We start from the raw sequence: 16,271 nt of genomic DNA on the forward strand, positions 1-16,271 counted from the left end.
TAGGGCTAATTGTAAATGTGGAAAAGAGTAAAATCTCTCGACCTGGAAAAACAAAGTTTTTGGGTTTTGGATTTTACTATGACTCAAATAAAAAGAAATATCAACCAAGACCACACAGGAAATCAATTCAGAAATTCCAAAGAAGATTGAGACAACTAACAAAACGCAACCACAGTATCTCCTTAGATGACAGAATCATTAAATTAAAGCAGGTTATTTTCGGTTGGGTAAATTACTTCAAAATAGCCAACATGAAGAAAGTACTTGAAACAATAGACTCAAAATTGCGCTCTAGAATACGAGTCATCATTTGGAAGCAATGGAAGAACAATAAAAAGAGAATCAAATCTCTTGTTCAACTTGGAATTCCAGAAGAAGAGGCGAAGGGTCTGACATACTGTCGAAAGGGATATCGATTCATTGGAAAATCGAAAGTTGTCCATAGAGCTCTATCCAACAAGCGTCTAAAACAAAGGGGCATCCCCTTTGCCTTAGACCACTATCTAGAAGTTCATACTGTAATATAAATTGAACCGCCGTATACGGAACCGTATGTACGGTGGTGTGAGAGGGGCGGAAAATTAATTTTCCCCTCTACTCGATTTTCGAAAAAAGAAGGAACCTGTAATTTTAAAAAGAATTGTACACAGTAGGGATTTTGTTAAAGAAAATTAATTTTCACTTAGTTTTTATTTATATAATGTCATAGTTTGTCGATAAGATTCCCATATATTCATCTTGTAATCTATTAACTCTAATGATACCCTGTAATCGGAACTGGAAAAATATATGACGAATAATAAAAAATGGAATATGAGTGTATAAATAATTAATTAATCATTGTTTATAGATTATGATAAGTCAGCATTAAATATATGTCTTATAGCTTGAGCAAACGAATCTGATGAGTGTTAGTAAAGAAGATATTTTCAGAAAGGAGTTCTATTTTATGAGAAGGTGGGATAAATTCAATTATATTGTAATTGATCTAGAAGGAACTGGTGGACAAGAAAAAGAAAATGAAGACATACTTGAAGTGGCAGCTGTACCGATAATAAAGGGAGTTGTTAAACCAGATTCTTATTTTCACAGTCTTATTAATCCTAAACGCCCTATTCCTAAGTTACCATGGGTATATATTAAAGATGAGGATGTAAAGAACGCCCCAACTTTTGATGATATTAAATCAGATTTATTGGACTTTTTAGATGGATCTATTCTTATTGGTCATAATGTTAACGTGGATTGGAGGCTCTTAAAAAGAAAATTTCCCACATATAATCCAATAATCATTGATACATTGAAATTATCACGTCGTCTTTATAGCAATCATCAAAGCCATAAACTCGATGATCTTATTGATCGATTTAAATTAGGTGATTTAGTGAAGACAACAAAGCATATGAAAAGACATAGAGCCTTATACGATGCAACTGTTACTAGTTATATATTCATAAAAATTATAGAAGAAAAGGAGATTGGTGATATAAGTTTAAATGATTTAGTCAGACTGTGTGGTATTGCAACAAGGGAATATAAACAAGATTCATTATTTTAAATACAAGTGGTTGGAACTTCGGTTAAGCAAATAAATTTAATTATGTTAAAACCGAATTGTATGAAAAGAAATAAGGATAATCAATGCATATAACACGAGTCGAAATGTGTGAACAATATTCACGCCTGTATTATAAAACTGTTGAATATTAATAGTTGATCGCTTGCGGGGGCAAGATTCACGAGTCCCTTTTTCGTTTAATTTCATATTTTCCTTTCAGACTGCACATAGTAAATGTGAAATGAAACAAGGAGGTTTCTTAGATGTCTGAGGAAAATAAAAATCGTAATAAGGATAAAGGGAAGCAAAGAAATATTGCAAAAAAATACGATACAAGTCCGAAACATGATGTGGAGGCTGCGGAAGAAAGTGAATTTGTCAATATTCACGGCAAGAAAAATAAGCGAAAACGTCGTTAAGGAAAAAATAAGCTGTATAGTTTCAGCTTATTTTTCTTTTTTCGCTATCATTTTCAATTTTCTCAGTCAATTCTTTCTTCCAATCTAAGAAGGAATAGCTGAGTAATAACGACTCATCACGAGGGCGCTCAAATGGTACGTGAATGATTTCCTTTATTTCAGCAGGACTCGTAGAAAGGATAACGATTTTGTCCGATAAAAACAATGCTTCTTCAATATCATGCGTAATAAAAAAGATCGACTGTTCATATGCTTCCCATGTTTCTAGCAGCCACTTTTGCATGTCGAAGCGGGTAAAAGCATCCAGTGCAGAGAACGGCTCATCTAAACACATAATTGTCTGTGGACTTAATAGAGCACGGATAAATGCAACACGCTGCTTCATCCCACCGGAAAGTTGGTGTGGATAGGCGTGGATCATATCACCTAAGTTTGCTTTTTCAAGCAAGTTTTTCGCAAGTTCTACATCGGTTTGTCCCGATAATTCTTGTCCTAAAACGGCGTTATCGATTACTGTGCGCCATGGAAACAGGGAAGGTTGCTGTGGCATATAACTGATATATCCTGATTGATTAGTAATAACTTTTTCATCAAGGAAAATTTCACCCTCATCAGGAGTAAGTAAGCCACCGATCAAATTAAATAACGTACTTTTCCCACTACCTGAAGGGCCGAGCAATGAAACAAATTCTCCTTTTTCGATCTCCAGCGAAATATTTTGCAAAACTTTTTTAGAACCAAATGACTTACTAATATTTTTTATGGTAAGTTTCATTACTCGATTTCCTCTCTGTTCCATTTGATAATAAGGCGTTCCATCAAAAGTACTAGTGCGAAAAAACTTAAGCTAAGCATCATTGTGAAAATAATCGCGACAAACACACGCGGTGTCCGGTACGAGGAGGAGGCAAGTGTCATAAAAACGCCAATCCCTTTTTGAGCACCGAGCCATTCTGCTACAACTCCAGTTAAAATGCTATACGTCGCAGAAATTTTTATCCCTGAGAATATAGACGGCAACGCATGAGGAAATTCCAGTTTCATAAATAACTGTCGTTTTGATGCACCCATCATTTTCATATAATGCAAAAGTTCTCGATCTGTCTGCCCCAACCCACTTAAAGTAGCGACAGCAATTGGAAAAAATGATGTCATCGCGATAATGATTATTTTCGGTGTGTCCCCTAGACCGAACCAAATTAATAATAATGGAGCTAAAACGATAATCGGAATATTTTGCGATAAAATTAAAAACGGATAAATCGTTTTGCGTAATCTGTTGGAATGGTGAAGAAGAGTAGCTACACCAAGTCCAATCGTTGTCCCTAGGGAAAAGCCGATCATAACCAGCTTCACGGTAGAAACCATATGCGGAAAAAAAGCAGGAAGGGCTTCCCGCATTTCCAATATAATAACGGAAGGAGCGGGAAGTACCCAAGTTTCTATTTGAAAAACCCTAGTAGAAAATTCCCATATGGCAATAAAAATTACCATTGCAACAGCAGGTCGCCAGCTTTTTAAAAGAAATTTATTTTTCATAAGCAGATTCTCCGATTACTTAATAAATTCATTCGTAAATGCCTCAGTTGCATCAATCTCTTTTTCGATTATGCCGTTTTCAAACATAAATTTTGCAAAAACTTCCCAACGACCGCTATCTTGAATTCCCCATTTTTCCGCGTCATCCTGATAACGAGGAGATAACCATTCCTGGCTTCGTTTTACAAGTTCCGGATCTAAATCTGGTTCAGCTGCAATTAAAATTTCTGCTGCTTCAACAGGCTTTTCAATTGCAAATTCATACCCTCTTAATGTTGCTTCCACGAATGCTTGCACCGTTTCTGGGTCTTCATCGATCAATTTTTCACTTGTTACAATTACAGGTGAATACGTATCAAGTTCATCTGCATAATCAGTCTTTTGAATGAAGTTGAGCTCAACATCCCTTATTTCCGCTTCAATTCCTGTCCACGCATAGAAGATGCTAACAAAGTCAATATCTTTTTGTGTTGCAATGAAAAAGTCAGAATTACCAAGTTGCACAATATCTACATCTTTTTTATCTGCTCCGTCACGTGACATGACAAGATCAATCATTGATTCTTCCAGTAAGGAACCGTAAGCACCATATACATTTCCAGCAAAATCTTTCGGAGATTCGATGCCTTTGTCAATTGGAGAAGCGTATCCACTTGTGTCATGCTGGATGATTGCTGCAATGGATACAACAGGTAAATCCTGTGCACGTGCTTGCGTTACTTCGGTTTGGAAACTAATACCGAACTCTCCTTTGTTCGTTGCTACCAATTGTTCTGCACTCACTTCACCTGGAAGTAAAACTTCTACATCTAGTCCAAGTTCTTCATAAAATCCTTTTTCCTTTGCAACATAAATTCCGGTATGATTCGTATTTGGTGTCCAATCAAGGAAAAGGGAAACTTTTTTACCTCCTATGTCTGATTTTACTTGTTCATTTTGTTTTTCCGTTTTTTCACTGCTACAAGCAACAAGAATAAAACTCAGTAATGCAATTAACATCGTCGTTACAAAACGTTTCATTAAAGATCCTCCTGGAAAAATAAATTAAGAAGTATAGCGACTGTCTTTCATACACTTGCGCTATTCCGGTTCGAATTAGCTCAATGAATGTTTTTTATTCGACAGCCATGTTTCTTTTGTGTAGGACATTTCCCAGAAGTGGAGCTCGTATTCTTTTGCAAGGACAAATTGTTCTTTCACTTTTTCTTTTTCATCTTCACTCATATCTTCCACGAGCGTATTAAGCAAATCAATCATTTCATTGGTCGAATTTTGGAATCTGTCACCAGCATACATATTAATCCAGTTTCGATAAATTTCTGGTTCCGGATTTGCGTTCTCATTCTTTTTCCCAATGTCTGCATAGAGCCAGTAACATGGCAACATCGCCGCTACAGAGTGTGCTAAGCTACCAGTCATTGTCGCCCGATACAAATGCGATGTGTACGCATATGCAGTTGGAGCTGGTTTGAAATTTTTAATATCTTTGTCTGTAATATTTAAAATTTCTGCATGCTCATTATGTACCGTTAGCTCAGCTTCAGCTGTATAACGGGCTTTATCTGCAAGTTTTGCTGTAAGTTGAAAATCATCTGCTTGGCTTGCAGCGATAGCGTGCACTTTACCGTAATGTTTTAAGTAATAAATATCTTGTAAAATATAAAACTTAAAAGTCTCAAACGGTAAATCTCCCTTCACAATCCCTTGGACAAAAGGGTGGTTTAAACTTTGCTCCCAACTTTCCTTCGTTGCTTCTTTCAATTGATCTGTAAACTTCATAAAAAAATCCTCCTCTAATCTTTTTTTTCTAAAAGACTAGTAGAAGGAAGCTACTCTCAAAATTAATGCACTAAAAAATAGCGCAATTATTTTGCGAATTCTACTTCCCTCCGCTGGTCTTAACCAGATCAGGTTCTAAGGGTGCTAAATTTACATTTATCTCAGCCATACCGGCGCCCCTAGTAGAAAAATAATTATTAATTTGAAACTAATGCTATCAGAGATTTCGGATAAGTCAAGTTCCTTACCATGTTTCTTATCAGTCTCGAAATGCTCGTTCATTTAGAGAAGTGGTTTTATTAGTAAAAGACAGTGGGCTTTCCCGTTCGGAAGATCTATAATAATTAGCAAAAATGGTATACTCTAATTAATAAATAGCAAAGGGGGAACTTGTTTGGAAGTAAAGGTAAAACGAAAAACAGGATTCATGGGTGCGGCAATGAAAATTTCTTTACTAGTTGATGGTGAACTGGTAAAAAAATTAGAAAATAGTGAGGAATATTTGATTCAGACAGACAAAAACAGTATTAAACTTAGGGCGAAACAGGGTTTTAGTGCTAGTAAGGAATTCGAAGTTAATCAAAATGCAAGGATTGAGATTAAAACGAATCCGATATTCTTATGGCTTTGGTTTGTCGGCTTCATATCACTTTTTGTTGCGGGAATTAGTGAGGTCAGAGAACTTAAGTTTATTTTTGCGGCTATAGGGATATTAGTCATGATTTTTAGTTTAATTTATACAGCAAAATCTTCCTTTATTTTTAAAGTAATGGCTGGAACCAATGAGCAATAGTTCCAGCTATTTTTGCTGTATTTGAATTGCTTTTTTTGCTAATTGATCGGCATGAAAATTTTGTTTGCCTGGAATCCATTTAATAAAAAAGTGTGGAAAATGATTTGCTTTTTCCATAATCTCATCTAATAATTGCTTGAAAATCGGATTTTTGGCAAACCTTTTTTCAATCGCTGTGACAACTATTTGCGAATCTGATTGAAAGGATAAAATTTCATCGGGGAATTTTTCCAGACAAATTTCTAATGCTTTATTTACAGCATGGAATTCTGCTTCATGGTTGGACATTTCTTTAAGAGGAATCGAATATTCGTATTGTTTTCCATAAGCTTTGATATAAACTCCTGCACCGCTGATCCCAGGGTTTCCGTTTGATGCTCCATCTGTATATACCTCGATCATAAAAACGCTCCTTTAAAACTTCTATCTCTACCATAGTATAAAAATTATATTTTACCAAATACTAAGAGATAAAAAGAGGTGTTTGGTATTTTATGGAACAATTAAAGGCGTTTGTCATAAAATTTATTGGTGTTGGGGTTATTACGTTTTCAATATTTGGTATATTTTTTAATGCTACAATTGGACGCCTGCTTTTGATGACGTTAGTGGTGGCGGGAATTATTTATATTGGCGATCTGTTTATTTTACCAAGGATCAATAAAGCAGTGGCAGCAGTTGCGGATTTTGCTGCGTATTTCGTTCTTTATTTAGTTTTAGGAAACTTGGTTGTGGAAGGAACGGCTTCCATTTTATTACCGGCATTTGCTGCAGCATATATTGCAGCAGCTGCTGAGGCTGTTTTCCATATTTATATGATGGATAGAGTTCATGAACCAGATCGTCCAGCACCCATTCCTACAAGGTTTCAGACTGAAATCGCGGATGAATCGGATGTAGAAGCGGCGACAAAAATTGAACAGGAACGGAAGGAAAAATAAATATTTCATTAAACTTTTAAGCGTGGATGAATCCATGCTTGTTTTTTTTAGATAAATGAGTATTTTTCCTTTAAGTGATGATATAATTATTTTTATAAATTGGATTTTTAATGTAGAGTCACCTACAAAGATGCCGAGTGGTCAGACCATCATGCAGAGTCGCTCGAAAAGATGCGTAGTGGCTAAAAAAGATGCTTAGTGGCTCGAAAAGATGCGTAGTCACTCAAAAAAATGCTTAGTGGCGTGCACCTTATGCATAATGTCGCATTAATTTGTCATGATTAAGGAGAGAAAATCGAATGTCCGCATTTAACTTTGAAATTATCGAAACCGTCGCCGTATTATCTGAAGGATCGAAGGGTTGGAAGAAAGAATTAAATTTGGTTAGTTGGAACGGTAGGGAGCCAAAATACGATATTCGTGATTGGTCAGAAGATCATACGAAAATGGGAAAAGGTATTACGTTTAGCTTAGATGAATTAGGAAAATTAAAAGAAGCATTACATAATGTAAAAGAACTGGATTAATCATAATAAGAAAAGTAACCACAACCAACATGCGGTTACTTTTTCATTTCTTAAACTGAAAAATAGCGATCTATTTTATTTGCTGGAAGTAAATTTCCAATATAGAACGATCCAAAAATACCGTATTTTGCACTTACTTCATCAAAACGGGTATCGTAAATTAGTTTTTTAAATTGAAGTGGATCATCACAGAATAAGGTGACTCCCCATTCATAGTCGTCGAGTCCAATTGATCCAGTGATAATCCGTTTTATTTCTTCCGTAAATGGTTTGGCTGTTTTAATATGGTCGAACATCATTTTGCCGCGTGCTTCTTTTTCTAATGTAAACCAGTTATTTGTTTCTCCACGTAATTTACTCATCGGATAAAAGCAGACATATTCTGAATCTGGAATCGTCGGATATAGTTTTTTCAACATTTCCGGATTTTTATAAGGATCGATTTCAGGTTTAGTATAAGAACTTTTTTCAATAATCGATACAAAGGAATAAGCGGGTTTCATATAATGAGCAATTGCTGTTTTGTTAAACGCGTTTTCCAGTTCATTTAAATCTTTCATTTCTGGTCTTAGAAACATAAACATAATGTCCGCTTTTTGACCAACGATTGAAAACAGCTGATGACTGCCTTCTTTATTGTCCTCCGTTTTTTGCCAATTATCAAGTAAGGTATGAAATTCATGTAATGCTTTTTCACGGTCCGTATCAGTAGCTGCTTGCCATTTTTCCCAATCAATCGTTCTAAAATCATGTAAGGAATACCATCCATCGTATGTTTCTACTGTCTCTACCATATTAATCACTCCTACATTGTGTGAGTATATATCTCATAGTATCTATGATAATAGTGATCTTGTTAGGATAGTGTGATTTAAATCACACTTTTAGGGAGATAATTTGAATGGAAATTGACTTTTTAAGAGTTGTGGGGAATTGAATAGGCAAATTATTGATTTCTCTGTATAATGGAAGAGACAGTATAGGAGGGCATCGTAATGGAATATAAATATGAACTTACGAGCTTAGTGACAAGACTTGAAGATATTGAAAAAATGAAAAAAGGCGAGAAAACTGCCGTTCGAAGAAGTAATCGCTTTGGAAATATTGGAGACACATGGGAAGTAGATGGCGAAATTTTTATGCTGGAAAATGTGTACAAGCAAAAGTTAGGAGAAGTAACCGAAGAAAACGCCAAACAAGAAGGATATGCAAGTTTGGAAGAATATAAACAGGCGATTACGTCCATTCATGATGGTTCTGTATGGAATCCGAACTTAGAAGTATGGGTGCACGAATTTAAACAAGGATCATAACGAAAAACTCATCGCAAAAATTGCGATGAGTTTTTATGTAGGATTGAAAAAATTCCCTAATATTTTATGGGATTATTCTGTCGCTTTCGGATATGCGTACACAACATATCTATCTGGTGCACTACCGATAAATGAAAATGGGTAACATGTTGATACAGTTAAATATTCATCTTCACGACTTGGATCGATGACGGTCCGGTCATCAGCGTCCACAATTTCATGATCATGAATGACATAGATAAAAGTTCCATGTTCCATTTTAATATGCAGCTCATCCCCGTGTTCTAGTTCTCCAAACTGACGAAATACGGTGTCGCGATGTCCTGATAATAAAATTTGTCTATTTTCACCGGGAAAGCCGGTATCTTTGTAATGGCCGACTCCTTGGGCTAGTTCATCTTCATCTGTTCCTTCAATTATCGGAATTTCACGGTCAAGTCTTGGAATATAAAATAAACCGATCGTGTCTCCTGTTTTTATATCTTCATAATACTTACTTATATCTTCTGTATTTTCTTCATAAATATCATCGTTAATGATAGACTTTGCTTCTTCTAACCGTTTGCCTTCACTCACATGAGAATCCCATAATTGATATCCACCGTATAAAAGTAAGGAAGCACCTACAACAATAAAAAGCCACGAAATAAACCGAAACACAATAATAAGTCCTCCTGTAATATCATTACCAATATTTTACTCGCACAATTCATCTATTGCAATTGATTTTATGTAAAATATAAAAAATGCTGATCATTTTGTATGAATCGTTTCTATTTCAGCATAATAAAAATGCTTTTAGGATATTCTTCTGTTTCTCCCTAACGTATTTCGCAAAGCAAAATGTAAGCACTAATTAAAAGTTACCTATATACTATTAGTAAGTAATGAGAGGGAGCGAATTTTTATGAAGAAATTTCACAAAAAGCCGAGTCGCTTTGTTAAACAGGTATGTTTGCGTGTAACGGATATAGAGCGGTCACTTCAATTTTATCAAGATATAGTTGGCTTTAAGATCCTATCACAAAAGGGCAGGGAAGTGATTTTAACTGTAGATGGAAAGACGCCTTTAGTTATTTTGGAAGAGCCGGACAGAGTACTGCCAAAAGAAAAGCGAACAACAGGATTGTATCATTTCGCACTTCTTCTTCCGAGTCGGACTGATTTAGGAAGTTTTTTAAAGCATTTATTGGAAAAGGAATATCGATTAGGTGCAGCAGACCATCAGGTGAGTGAAGCGATTTATATTGATGATCCGGACGGAAATGGAATTGAAATTTACCGGGACCGGCCTGCTGATGAGTGGAAGTGGTCAAATGAGGAAGTGAAAATGACGACAGATCCACTTGATGGGGAAGGGTTATTGGCGGAAGCTGGTGATTGGAATGGACTTCCGGAGAGTACGATTATGGGACACGTCTATCTGCATGTAAAAAATTTGGCAGAAACTGAGGCATTTTATGAAAAAGGGCTCGGATTTAAGGTCGTTACTCGTTATCCGGGAGCACTTTTTATGTCGACAAATGATTATCACCATCATTTTGGTTTAAATGTTTGGAACGGGGAAGGTGCACCGGCGCCAAAAGAAGATAGTGCTGGGTTAAACTGGATGACGCTCGTGCTCGAAGATGAGGCGGCACGGGATGAAGTTGTTAGGAATTTGCAGGAAATGGGGGCGAGTGTTGAGAAGAACAAGGATATTGTCATAACTGCAGATCCATCAGGAAATAAAATCCATTTAGTAGTTTAATATAATTAAGCTGACAGAGAGTAATCGTTCAAATCCAACTTTTTATTAATAATTCTTTTCTTTCTTAATATGATATGAGAAAATAACTATATATAGGTATATACGTGAAATTATTCACATACTATCAATACGAGAAAGTTAGAAAAGGAGAAAGAGAATTGAAGATTGGAATTGATAAAATTGGTTTTTATACACCACAGTATTATGTGGATATGAATAAACTAGCTGTGGCAAGAAATGTAGAACCAGAAAAATTTACGATAGGAATCGGGCAGGATGAAATGGCTGTCGCTCCAATTACACAGGATCCTGTGACACTGGCAGCAAATGCGGCGCTGCAAATTTTAGATGATGAAGCGCGGGAAAAAATAGATTTTGTCATGTTTGGAACAGAATCAGGGATCGACCATTCAAAATCTGCTGGGGTATATGTACATCAATTACTAGGGCTCAAACCAAATGCTCGTACGATTGAGTTGAAGCAGGCTTGTTATGGAGCGACTGCAGCGATCCAGCTTGCCAAAGGACATATTGCATTAAATCCAGAAAGTAAAGTGCTCGTTCTTGCTTCCGACATTGCCCGGTATGGTATAAATACACCTGGAGAAGTAACACAAGGAGCGGGCGCTGTAGCGCTTATTATTAGCGCTGATCCAAGGATTATGGTACTTGATGATGCTAGTGCTTATTTGACAAAAGATATTATGGATTTTTGGCGTCCAACGTATTCAGATGTGGCGTTTGTCGATGGAAAGTATTCTAATGAACAATATTTGGAATTTTTTGGACATGTTTGGGATGAATACAAGGAAAAAACGGGTTTAACTATTGCGGATTTTGAAGCGATTTGCTACCATTTACCTTATACAAAAATGGGATTAAAAGCGTTACGAACGATTTTGGATGAAGGTTCGGCGGACGTTCAAGAACGTTTAAAAGAAAACTATCAGATAAGCACATTGTATAGCCGAAAAGTTGGAAATATTTATACAGCATCACTTTATTTAAGTTTATTGTCGCTTTTAGAGCAAAAGGAGCTTGAGGCAGGGTCACGAATTGGCTTATTCAGTTACGGTTCAGGAGCTGTTGGTGAATTTTTCTCTGGAATATTACAACCGAACTATCGGGATTTCTTAAAGATAGATCACCATACGAATTTACTTAATAACCGTACGGAATTGTCCGTTTCTAAATACGAAGAGATTTTTGAAGAATCACTACCTACTGATGGTTCAAGCGTAGACTTAGATACGACGAACGATCCAGCGCCTATCTGTCTCACTGGAATCAAAGAGCATATGCGTCAATATACGAATAAAAATAAATAACACCTTAAAGAAGAAATACGTAAAGAAGTTTAATTCTTTACGTATTTTTTCTTCGATTAATGAAAGCAGATTTAAAACTACGCTTTTTGCTCGCTTTTCTTTTTAAACGAATGGATAATCGTGTGAATATGTTCATCCGTATGGGTTGCCATTAGCGTACATCGAAGACGGCTCGTATGTTTAGGAACTGTTGGTGGGCGGATAGCAGGAATAAATATGTCTTGTTCATCGAGTGCTTTTTGGAAACGTACCGTATCGTCTGGTTCACCGATAATAATTGGAATGATCGGTGTATGTCCGTTGGGAATCGTATACCCGAATGAGGATAATGCTTTTCGTAATTTCAAACCGATTGCCAATAATCGTCTCTGTCTTTGTGGTTCCGTTTGGATGATATGGACACTCATAAGTGCTGCGGCAACGGAAGCGGGAGCGAGTGCCGTTTGGAAAATAAACGGACGGGATTTTTGAATAAGAAACTTAATTATTTCTTGCTTTGCACAAACAAATCCACCTTCACTTCCTAATGCTTTACTTAATGTTCCTACTGTCACATCTACGTCTACTTGGTAAAAATCAGCTGTTCCACGACCATTTTCACCTATGACCCCAGTTGCATGGGCATCGTCGATGATTAAGAGTGCATTATATTTTTCTTTTAAAAAATGTAACACATCAAGTTGTGCAATGTCACCATCCATACTAAATACGCCATCTGTCACAATTATTTTTTTTGAATGAGTGCGATAGTCGATTAACTTTTCTTCCAAATCTTGCATGTCGTTGTGAGAATAAACGACGACTTTTGCTTTACTTAAACGACAGGCATCAATAATGCTGGCATGATTTAATTCATCACTAAAAATAATTGTTTCTTTATCACTTAATCCACTAATAACACCAAGATTAGCTAAAAATCCACTCGAATATAAAAGACATGCTTCCGTCTGTTTAAACCGAGCAAGTTCTCGCTCTAACTGCTCATGAATCGGTAAATTCCCTGTCGTTAAGCGCGAACCACCACTACCTGTTCCGAAGCGGTCCAATGCTTCTTTCGCTTTTGTAATGACACGCTCGTCTGTTGCGAGTCCTAAATAATTATTGGAAGCAGCTAAAATTTTTCGTTTCCCATTTATTATAGTTTCTGGACTGTTTCTATCCGTGACCATTAATTGTCGTAATAGGGGAGAGTGTTGCATCTTTTCCCATTCTTTAAAAATCCAATCGTTCATGAAATCCCTCCAATAAAAACGGGTGTCTTTTCTAAATAATGAATGTATTCATCGATATCTAATTTTTTCGCATCGATAAAAAACACACGTCCGCCATATGGCGAATTTTTCTGTTTCATATTTGGAATGCGTATGAAGTTATGTTGATATGTAAGATAACCAGTTGTATATTCCGGGTCATCAGAACAACAGATTTCGCAAATTGTACCAGCTGCGGCGACTTTCGAAGCTAAGGCAATTGCTTCTGCTCGTCTTTCGTTATAGACACCAAGCTTTTCTGTCGACCATTTGTCTTTAAACTCTTTGTCCCAATCAAAATGGGAAACACGTACTCCACGATCTATCATAGGATCCATGCGTTTACCACTATTAATATCAATAACGGCAGCCCCTCTTGTAACGTTATCCTGAATGATCCAATCATATAAAGAGAAAAGGAGTTCTTGTGGAATAGGTGAGGACACTAATTGTTCCTGCAATACTTTTTTTGTTGTATGATGACTTTCATTTATGATTTCCTTTACGCATAAAGGGTGAATGTATTGGATTTCACTCGGTTGAATCGATTCTATTTTTAATGAAATAAAATCTGCTTCTCCACGTGTGTGCATTGTTGCCCGACGAATCATCTCTGTCGTTGTTGCTTCCAAATCGACAGGTGCAACGAGTCGTTCAGCTCCGGAGATATGTTGACCACCGTTTTCGTGAGAACCTCCTTTACTCGAACGCATTCGAACACTATACCACTTTTTCATACTTTTTCATTCCTGTTCGTTCATAAACTCGACGAATAATTTTCATCAATGGATAACTCGTCAGTGCTGTAAAAATCATCCCTGGAATAGCCGGTATAATAAGGGAGAGTGCTGGAATTTGTAATGTTAGGGCGAGTACAGTTCTGGCTGCAAGTGTTCCAAGTGGGCCTGCAACGATTAGGACGGGAAGTCGTGTACCAAAAATGGCGACAATCCCACCTCCTACGATTCGATATACCATGGCGATTTCAATATTAAATAATGTATGAATTCCAAGCATAAACAAAATACAACTAGACATAATGCCTGCGATAAGATATTTTTTAAAACCAAACACTGCACAAATAGCAATAGCGATTGGTGCAGACAATTGAAATTCGCTTCCAGGAATTCCAGTAGGTATTTTAAAAGAACCGGTAACAACGATAAATGCGGCAAGTAAACTGATTTCAACAAGAGTGTACACGTTTTTGTTCAATAAATTTCCTCCTTTTTCGATTCATTTTCTATAATTTTGAAATTCTTACTTGTGAGTTATCATAATATATGTTAACTTATTTGTAAATTGGTTTACAATAAAAAAGGGGGGATTAAATGCTGAAATTTTTTGTGACAGGAACAGGCACTGGTATAGGTAAAACGATTGTAACATCACTACTTACCGACTTTTTAAAGAATAATAATCGACGCATTTTTGCCTATAAGCCAATTCAAACAGGTGCAGAAAAAATAGATGGGAAATTACTTGCAGCAGATCCAGAGATATATAAACTGATAGGGAATGTTTCAACAAGGAATAAACCTTATACATATTTGTTACAAACACCAAGTTCTCCACATTTAGCAGCTAAAAATGAGAATATAGACTACGATCTAGCGAAAATACATCAAGATATAAAAGATATTCAGAAAAACAATGATGGGATTGTCGTTGAAGGTGCAGGAGGGTTATATGTTCCTATTACAGAAGAGGGCTACTCGATGATTGATTTCATCAAAGAACTTGATTTTCCCGTTATTTTAGTCGGAGAAGCTGGCTTAGGAACGATAAATCATACCGTTTTATCGATCAAAGCATTAGAAGCGTACAAGATTCCAATAATAGGTGTTATTTTAAATGGAACAGGAAAAGAAGATCGATCTCTAGAGTTAGATAATGTAAAAATGATTGAACAATTAACGAATGTACCTGTTGTAGGTACCGTTCCATTTGTTAAAAATATTGAATATCTATTGCCAGAAAAAGAGCATCGTATCGCATTAACTAAAGACTGGAATCGAAAAATAATAGAGTCTGGGAGGTAACAAAAATGAATGCGGATAAACTTTTACAATTAAGTAAACAACATATGTGGTTACCATTTACACAAATGACTGACTATGAAAACGATCCACTCATCATCGAAAGCGGGGACGGAGTACGTGTAAAAGATATTGAAGGAAAAGAGTATTTGGATGGATATTCATCCCTTTGGTTAAATGTTCATGGTCATCGTAAAAAAGAGATTAATGATGCGATTAAGCAACAATTAGATAAAATTGCTCATTCAACGTTACTTGGAGCAGCGAATGTACCGTCAGTATTACTTGCGAAAAAACTTGTTGACCTAGCACCTGAAGGGTTAACACGTGTTTTTTATTCGGATAGTGGTGCAACATCTGTTGAAATTTCGATTAAAATGGCGTATCAATATTGGCAAAATATCGGTCAACCGAATAAAAAGAAATTTGTTACGTTAAGTAATGGATATCATGGTGATACAGTTGGAACGATGAGTGTCGGTTCTATCGATATTTATCATCGTGTATATACGTCACTTTTATTTGATGCAATTGTTGTTCCTTTTCCACATGTTTATCGTCATCCTTCTGGAGATGAACGTGTCGTTTGTGAAGAATCGCTTCATGAACTTGAAGAACTATTTAAAGAACGCCACCAGGAAATTGCTGGAATGACTGTTGAGTCCATCATGCAAGGGGCAGGTGGAATGAATGTCATGCCAAAAGGATATTTAAAAGGACTCGAGCAATTATGTCGGAAATATAATATTTTGTTTATTGTAGATGAGGTAGCGACAGGTTTTGGTCGTACGGGTAAAATGTTTGCTGTTGAACATGAAAATGTCAAGCCAGATATGATGACGCTTGCTAAAGGAATTACAGGGGGGTATTTACCAGTTGCAGCAACATTAACAAGTGAAGAGATTTATAAGGCATTTTATGCAGATTATCATGAAGGGAAAACCTTTTATCATGGGCATTCGTATACTGGAAACCAATTAGGCTGTGCAGCTGCTTTAGCTAACTTAGAATTGTTTGAAAAAGAAAATCTAATCC

General features: G+C 36.3%; 21 protein-coding genes and 1 riboswitch. Of the genes, 11 read left to right on the forward strand and 10 right to left on the reverse strand.

What is annotated here, in order from left to right; all coding sequences use genetic code 11:
- The 3 genes from ACPYKA_RS10340 to ACPYKA_RS10350 form a co-directional block, all read left to right on the forward strand.
- Positions 1-527 (forward strand): group II intron maturase-specific domain-containing protein (locus tag ACPYKA_RS10340; RefSeq protein WP_479542221.1); only part of this gene is annotated, 527 nt, incomplete at its 5' end.
- A gap of 422 nt (positions 528-949) precedes the next feature.
- On the forward strand, positions 950-1,558 hold the full coding sequence (locus ACPYKA_RS10345; protein ID WP_479542222.1) for a 3'-5' exonuclease: 609 nt from the start codon (positions 950-952) through the stop codon (positions 1,556-1,558).
- 263 nt (positions 1,559-1,821) lie between these two features.
- Positions 1,822-1,977 carry a hypothetical protein gene (locus tag ACPYKA_RS10350; RefSeq protein WP_479542223.1) on the forward strand — a complete coding sequence of 52 codons (156 nt, stop codon included), beginning with the start codon at positions 1,822-1,824 and terminating at the stop codon, positions 1,975-1,977.
- A gap of 22 nt (positions 1,978-1,999) precedes the next feature.
- Here the strand turns inward: ACPYKA_RS10350 and ACPYKA_RS10355 are convergent, their stop codons facing one another.
- The 4 genes from ACPYKA_RS10355 to tenA form a co-directional block, all read right to left on the reverse strand.
- Positions 2,000-2,752, reverse strand: a complete 753-nt coding sequence (locus ACPYKA_RS10355) for an ABC transporter ATP-binding protein (protein WP_479542224.1) — start codon at positions 2,750-2,752, stop codon at positions 2,000-2,002.
- Positions 2,752-3,516 carry an ABC transporter permease gene (locus ACPYKA_RS10360; RefSeq protein WP_479542225.1) on the reverse strand — a complete coding sequence of 255 codons (765 nt, stop codon included), beginning with the start codon at positions 3,514-3,516 and terminating at the stop codon, positions 2,752-2,754. Before ACPYKA_RS10360 ends, ACPYKA_RS10355 begins: the two co-directional genes overlap by 1 nt.
- Before the next feature lie 15 nt (positions 3,517-3,531).
- A complete protein-coding gene (locus ACPYKA_RS10365; protein WP_479542226.1) occupies positions 3,532-4,536 on the reverse strand; it encodes an ABC transporter substrate-binding protein in 1,005 nt (334 codons plus the stop codon).
- A gap of 75 nt (positions 4,537-4,611) precedes the next feature.
- Complete coding sequence (tenA, locus tag ACPYKA_RS10370; protein WP_479542227.1) at positions 4,612-5,295, reverse strand: thiaminase II; 684 nt, start codon at positions 5,293-5,295, stop codon at positions 4,612-4,614.
- Positions 5,296-5,383: 88 nt separating this feature from the next.
- Positions 5,384-5,486: riboswitch (TPP riboswitch) on the reverse strand.
- 203 nt (positions 5,487-5,689) lie between these two features.
- Between tenA and ACPYKA_RS10375 the strand changes: the two genes are divergently transcribed.
- Complete coding sequence (locus ACPYKA_RS10375) at positions 5,690-6,088, forward strand: hypothetical protein (RefSeq protein WP_479542228.1); 399 nt, start codon at positions 5,690-5,692, stop codon at positions 6,086-6,088.
- Positions 6,089-6,094: 6 nt separating this feature from the next.
- Here ACPYKA_RS10375 and ACPYKA_RS10380 read toward each other — a convergent pair whose 3' ends face one another.
- Positions 6,095-6,490, reverse strand: a complete 396-nt coding sequence (locus tag ACPYKA_RS10380; protein WP_479542229.1) for a ribonuclease HI family protein — start codon at positions 6,488-6,490, stop codon at positions 6,095-6,097.
- Positions 6,491-6,582: 92 nt separating this feature from the next.
- Here ACPYKA_RS10380 and ACPYKA_RS10385 point away from each other — a divergent pair, with 92 nt between their 5' ends.
- Together ACPYKA_RS10385 and ACPYKA_RS10390 are read left to right on the forward strand one after the other, a co-directional pair.
- Positions 6,583-7,029: a DUF2512 family protein gene (locus ACPYKA_RS10385; protein WP_479542230.1), complete on the forward strand. Its 447-nt coding sequence runs from the start codon at positions 6,583-6,585 to the stop codon at positions 7,027-7,029.
- Positions 7,030-7,328: 299 nt separating this feature from the next.
- Positions 7,329-7,556 carry a YdbC family protein gene (locus tag ACPYKA_RS10390; protein WP_479542231.1) on the forward strand — a complete coding sequence of 76 codons (228 nt, stop codon included), beginning with the start codon at positions 7,329-7,331 and terminating at the stop codon, positions 7,554-7,556.
- A 50-nt stretch (positions 7,557-7,606) separates the two neighbouring features.
- Here the strand turns inward: ACPYKA_RS10390 and hemQ are convergent, their stop codons facing one another.
- Positions 7,607-8,350, reverse strand: coding sequence for a hydrogen peroxide-dependent heme synthase (gene hemQ, locus ACPYKA_RS10395; protein ID WP_479542232.1), 744 nt, complete (start codon positions 8,348-8,350; stop codon positions 7,607-7,609).
- Between the two features lie 201 nt (positions 8,351-8,551).
- Between hemQ and ACPYKA_RS10400 the strand changes: the two genes are divergently transcribed.
- Positions 8,552-8,869 (forward strand): ASCH domain-containing protein, encoded by a 318-nt coding sequence (locus ACPYKA_RS10400; protein WP_479542233.1) that lies wholly within the window; start codon positions 8,552-8,554, stop codon positions 8,867-8,869.
- 72 nt (positions 8,870-8,941) lie between these two features.
- On the opposite strand, the gene ACPYKA_RS10405 is transcribed toward ACPYKA_RS10400, so the two are convergent.
- Positions 8,942-9,529 carry a class D sortase gene (locus ACPYKA_RS10405; protein WP_479542234.1) on the reverse strand — a complete coding sequence of 196 codons (588 nt, stop codon included), beginning with the start codon at positions 9,527-9,529 and terminating at the stop codon, positions 8,942-8,944.
- A 247-nt stretch (positions 9,530-9,776) separates the two neighbouring features.
- On the opposite strand from ACPYKA_RS10405, the gene ACPYKA_RS10410 reads away from it, so the two are divergent.
- Positions 9,777-10,619 (forward strand): VOC family protein, encoded by an 843-nt coding sequence (locus ACPYKA_RS10410; protein ID WP_479542235.1) that lies wholly within the window; start codon positions 9,777-9,779, stop codon positions 10,617-10,619.
- Between the two features lie 158 nt (positions 10,620-10,777).
- On the forward strand, positions 10,778-11,947 hold the full coding sequence (locus tag ACPYKA_RS10415; protein ID WP_479542236.1) for a hydroxymethylglutaryl-CoA synthase: 1,170 nt from the start codon (positions 10,778-10,780) through the stop codon (positions 11,945-11,947).
- 77 nt (positions 11,948-12,024) lie between these two features.
- Here ACPYKA_RS10415 and bioF read toward each other — a convergent pair whose 3' ends face one another.
- The 3 genes from bioF to ACPYKA_RS10430 are packed head-to-tail and all read right to left on the reverse strand — an operon-like array spanning position 12,025 to position 14,412.
- A complete protein-coding gene (bioF, locus tag ACPYKA_RS10420; RefSeq protein WP_479542237.1) occupies positions 12,025-13,179 on the reverse strand; it encodes an 8-amino-7-oxononanoate synthase in 1,155 nt (384 codons plus the stop codon).
- The gene (locus ACPYKA_RS10425; protein ID WP_479542238.1) at positions 13,176-13,934 is read right to left on the reverse strand and encodes a 6-carboxyhexanoate--CoA ligase; all 759 of its coding nucleotides are present in this window, start codon (positions 13,932-13,934) and stop codon (positions 13,176-13,178) included. Before ACPYKA_RS10425 ends, bioF begins: the two co-directional genes overlap by 4 nt.
- Entirely contained in the window at positions 13,918-14,412 is a 495-nt protein-coding gene (locus ACPYKA_RS10430; RefSeq protein ID WP_479542239.1) for a hypothetical protein, read from the reverse strand. Before ACPYKA_RS10430 ends, ACPYKA_RS10425 begins: the two co-directional genes overlap by 17 nt.
- A gap of 116 nt (positions 14,413-14,528) precedes the next feature.
- Between ACPYKA_RS10430 and bioD the strand changes: the two genes are divergently transcribed.
- A complete protein-coding gene (gene bioD, locus ACPYKA_RS10435) occupies positions 14,529-15,239 on the forward strand; it encodes a dethiobiotin synthase (protein WP_479542240.1) in 711 nt (236 codons plus the stop codon).
- A gap of 5 nt (positions 15,240-15,244) precedes the next feature.
- On the forward strand, positions 15,245-16,271 hold a 1,027-nt coding region (gene bioA / locus ACPYKA_RS10440), incomplete at its 3' end, for an adenosylmethionine--8-amino-7-oxononanoate transaminase (RefSeq protein ID WP_479542241.1).

Origin of the sequence: Pseudogracilibacillus amylolyticus (SeqCode) (assembly GCF_051918545.1) — a bacterium.
Taxonomy (GTDB): domain Bacteria; phylum Bacillota; class Bacilli; order Bacillales; family Amphibacillaceae; genus Pseudogracilibacillus.

Excerpts from the sequence above, each read along its gene's own strand:
- ACPYKA_RS10345 (WP_479542222.1), top strand. The coding sequence starts at position 950 with ATGAGAAGGTGGGATAAATTCAATTATATTGTAATTGATCTAGAAGGA.
- ACPYKA_RS10350 (WP_479542223.1), top strand. The coding sequence starts at position 1,822 with ATGTCTGAGGAAAATAAAAATCGTAATAAGGATAAAGGGAAGCAAAGA.
- ACPYKA_RS10355 (WP_479542224.1), bottom strand. The coding sequence starts at position 2,752 with ATGAAACTTACCATAAAAAATATTAGTAAGTCATTTGGTTCTAAAAAA.
- ACPYKA_RS10360 (WP_479542225.1), bottom strand. The coding sequence starts at position 3,516 with ATGAAAAATAAATTTCTTTTAAAAAGCTGGCGACCTGCTGTTGCAATG.
- ACPYKA_RS10365 (WP_479542226.1), bottom strand. The coding sequence starts at position 4,536 with ATGAAACGTTTTGTAACGACGATGTTAATTGCATTACTGAGTTTTATT.
- tenA (WP_479542227.1), bottom strand. The coding sequence starts at position 5,295 with ATGAAGTTTACAGATCAATTGAAAGAAGCAACGAAGGAAAGTTGGGAG.
- ACPYKA_RS10380 (WP_479542229.1), bottom strand. The coding sequence starts at position 6,490 with ATGATCGAGGTATATACAGATGGAGCATCAAACGGAAACCCTGGGATC.
- ACPYKA_RS10385 (WP_479542230.1), top strand. The coding sequence starts at position 6,583 with ATGGAACAATTAAAGGCGTTTGTCATAAAATTTATTGGTGTTGGGGTT.
- ACPYKA_RS10390 (WP_479542231.1), top strand. The coding sequence starts at position 7,329 with ATGTCCGCATTTAACTTTGAAATTATCGAAACCGTCGCCGTATTATCT.
- hemQ (WP_479542232.1), bottom strand. The coding sequence starts at position 8,350 with ATGGTAGAGACAGTAGAAACATACGATGGATGGTATTCCTTACATGAT.
- ACPYKA_RS10400 (WP_479542233.1), top strand. The coding sequence starts at position 8,552 with ATGGAATATAAATATGAACTTACGAGCTTAGTGACAAGACTTGAAGAT.
- ACPYKA_RS10410 (WP_479542235.1), top strand. The coding sequence starts at position 9,777 with ATGAAGAAATTTCACAAAAAGCCGAGTCGCTTTGTTAAACAGGTATGT.
- bioF (WP_479542237.1), bottom strand. The coding sequence starts at position 13,179 with ATGAACGATTGGATTTTTAAAGAATGGGAAAAGATGCAACACTCTCCC.
- ACPYKA_RS10425 (WP_479542238.1), bottom strand. The coding sequence starts at position 13,934 with ATGAAAAAGTGGTATAGTGTTCGAATGCGTTCGAGTAAAGGAGGTTCT.
- bioD (WP_479542240.1), top strand. The coding sequence starts at position 14,529 with ATGCTGAAATTTTTTGTGACAGGAACAGGCACTGGTATAGGTAAAACG.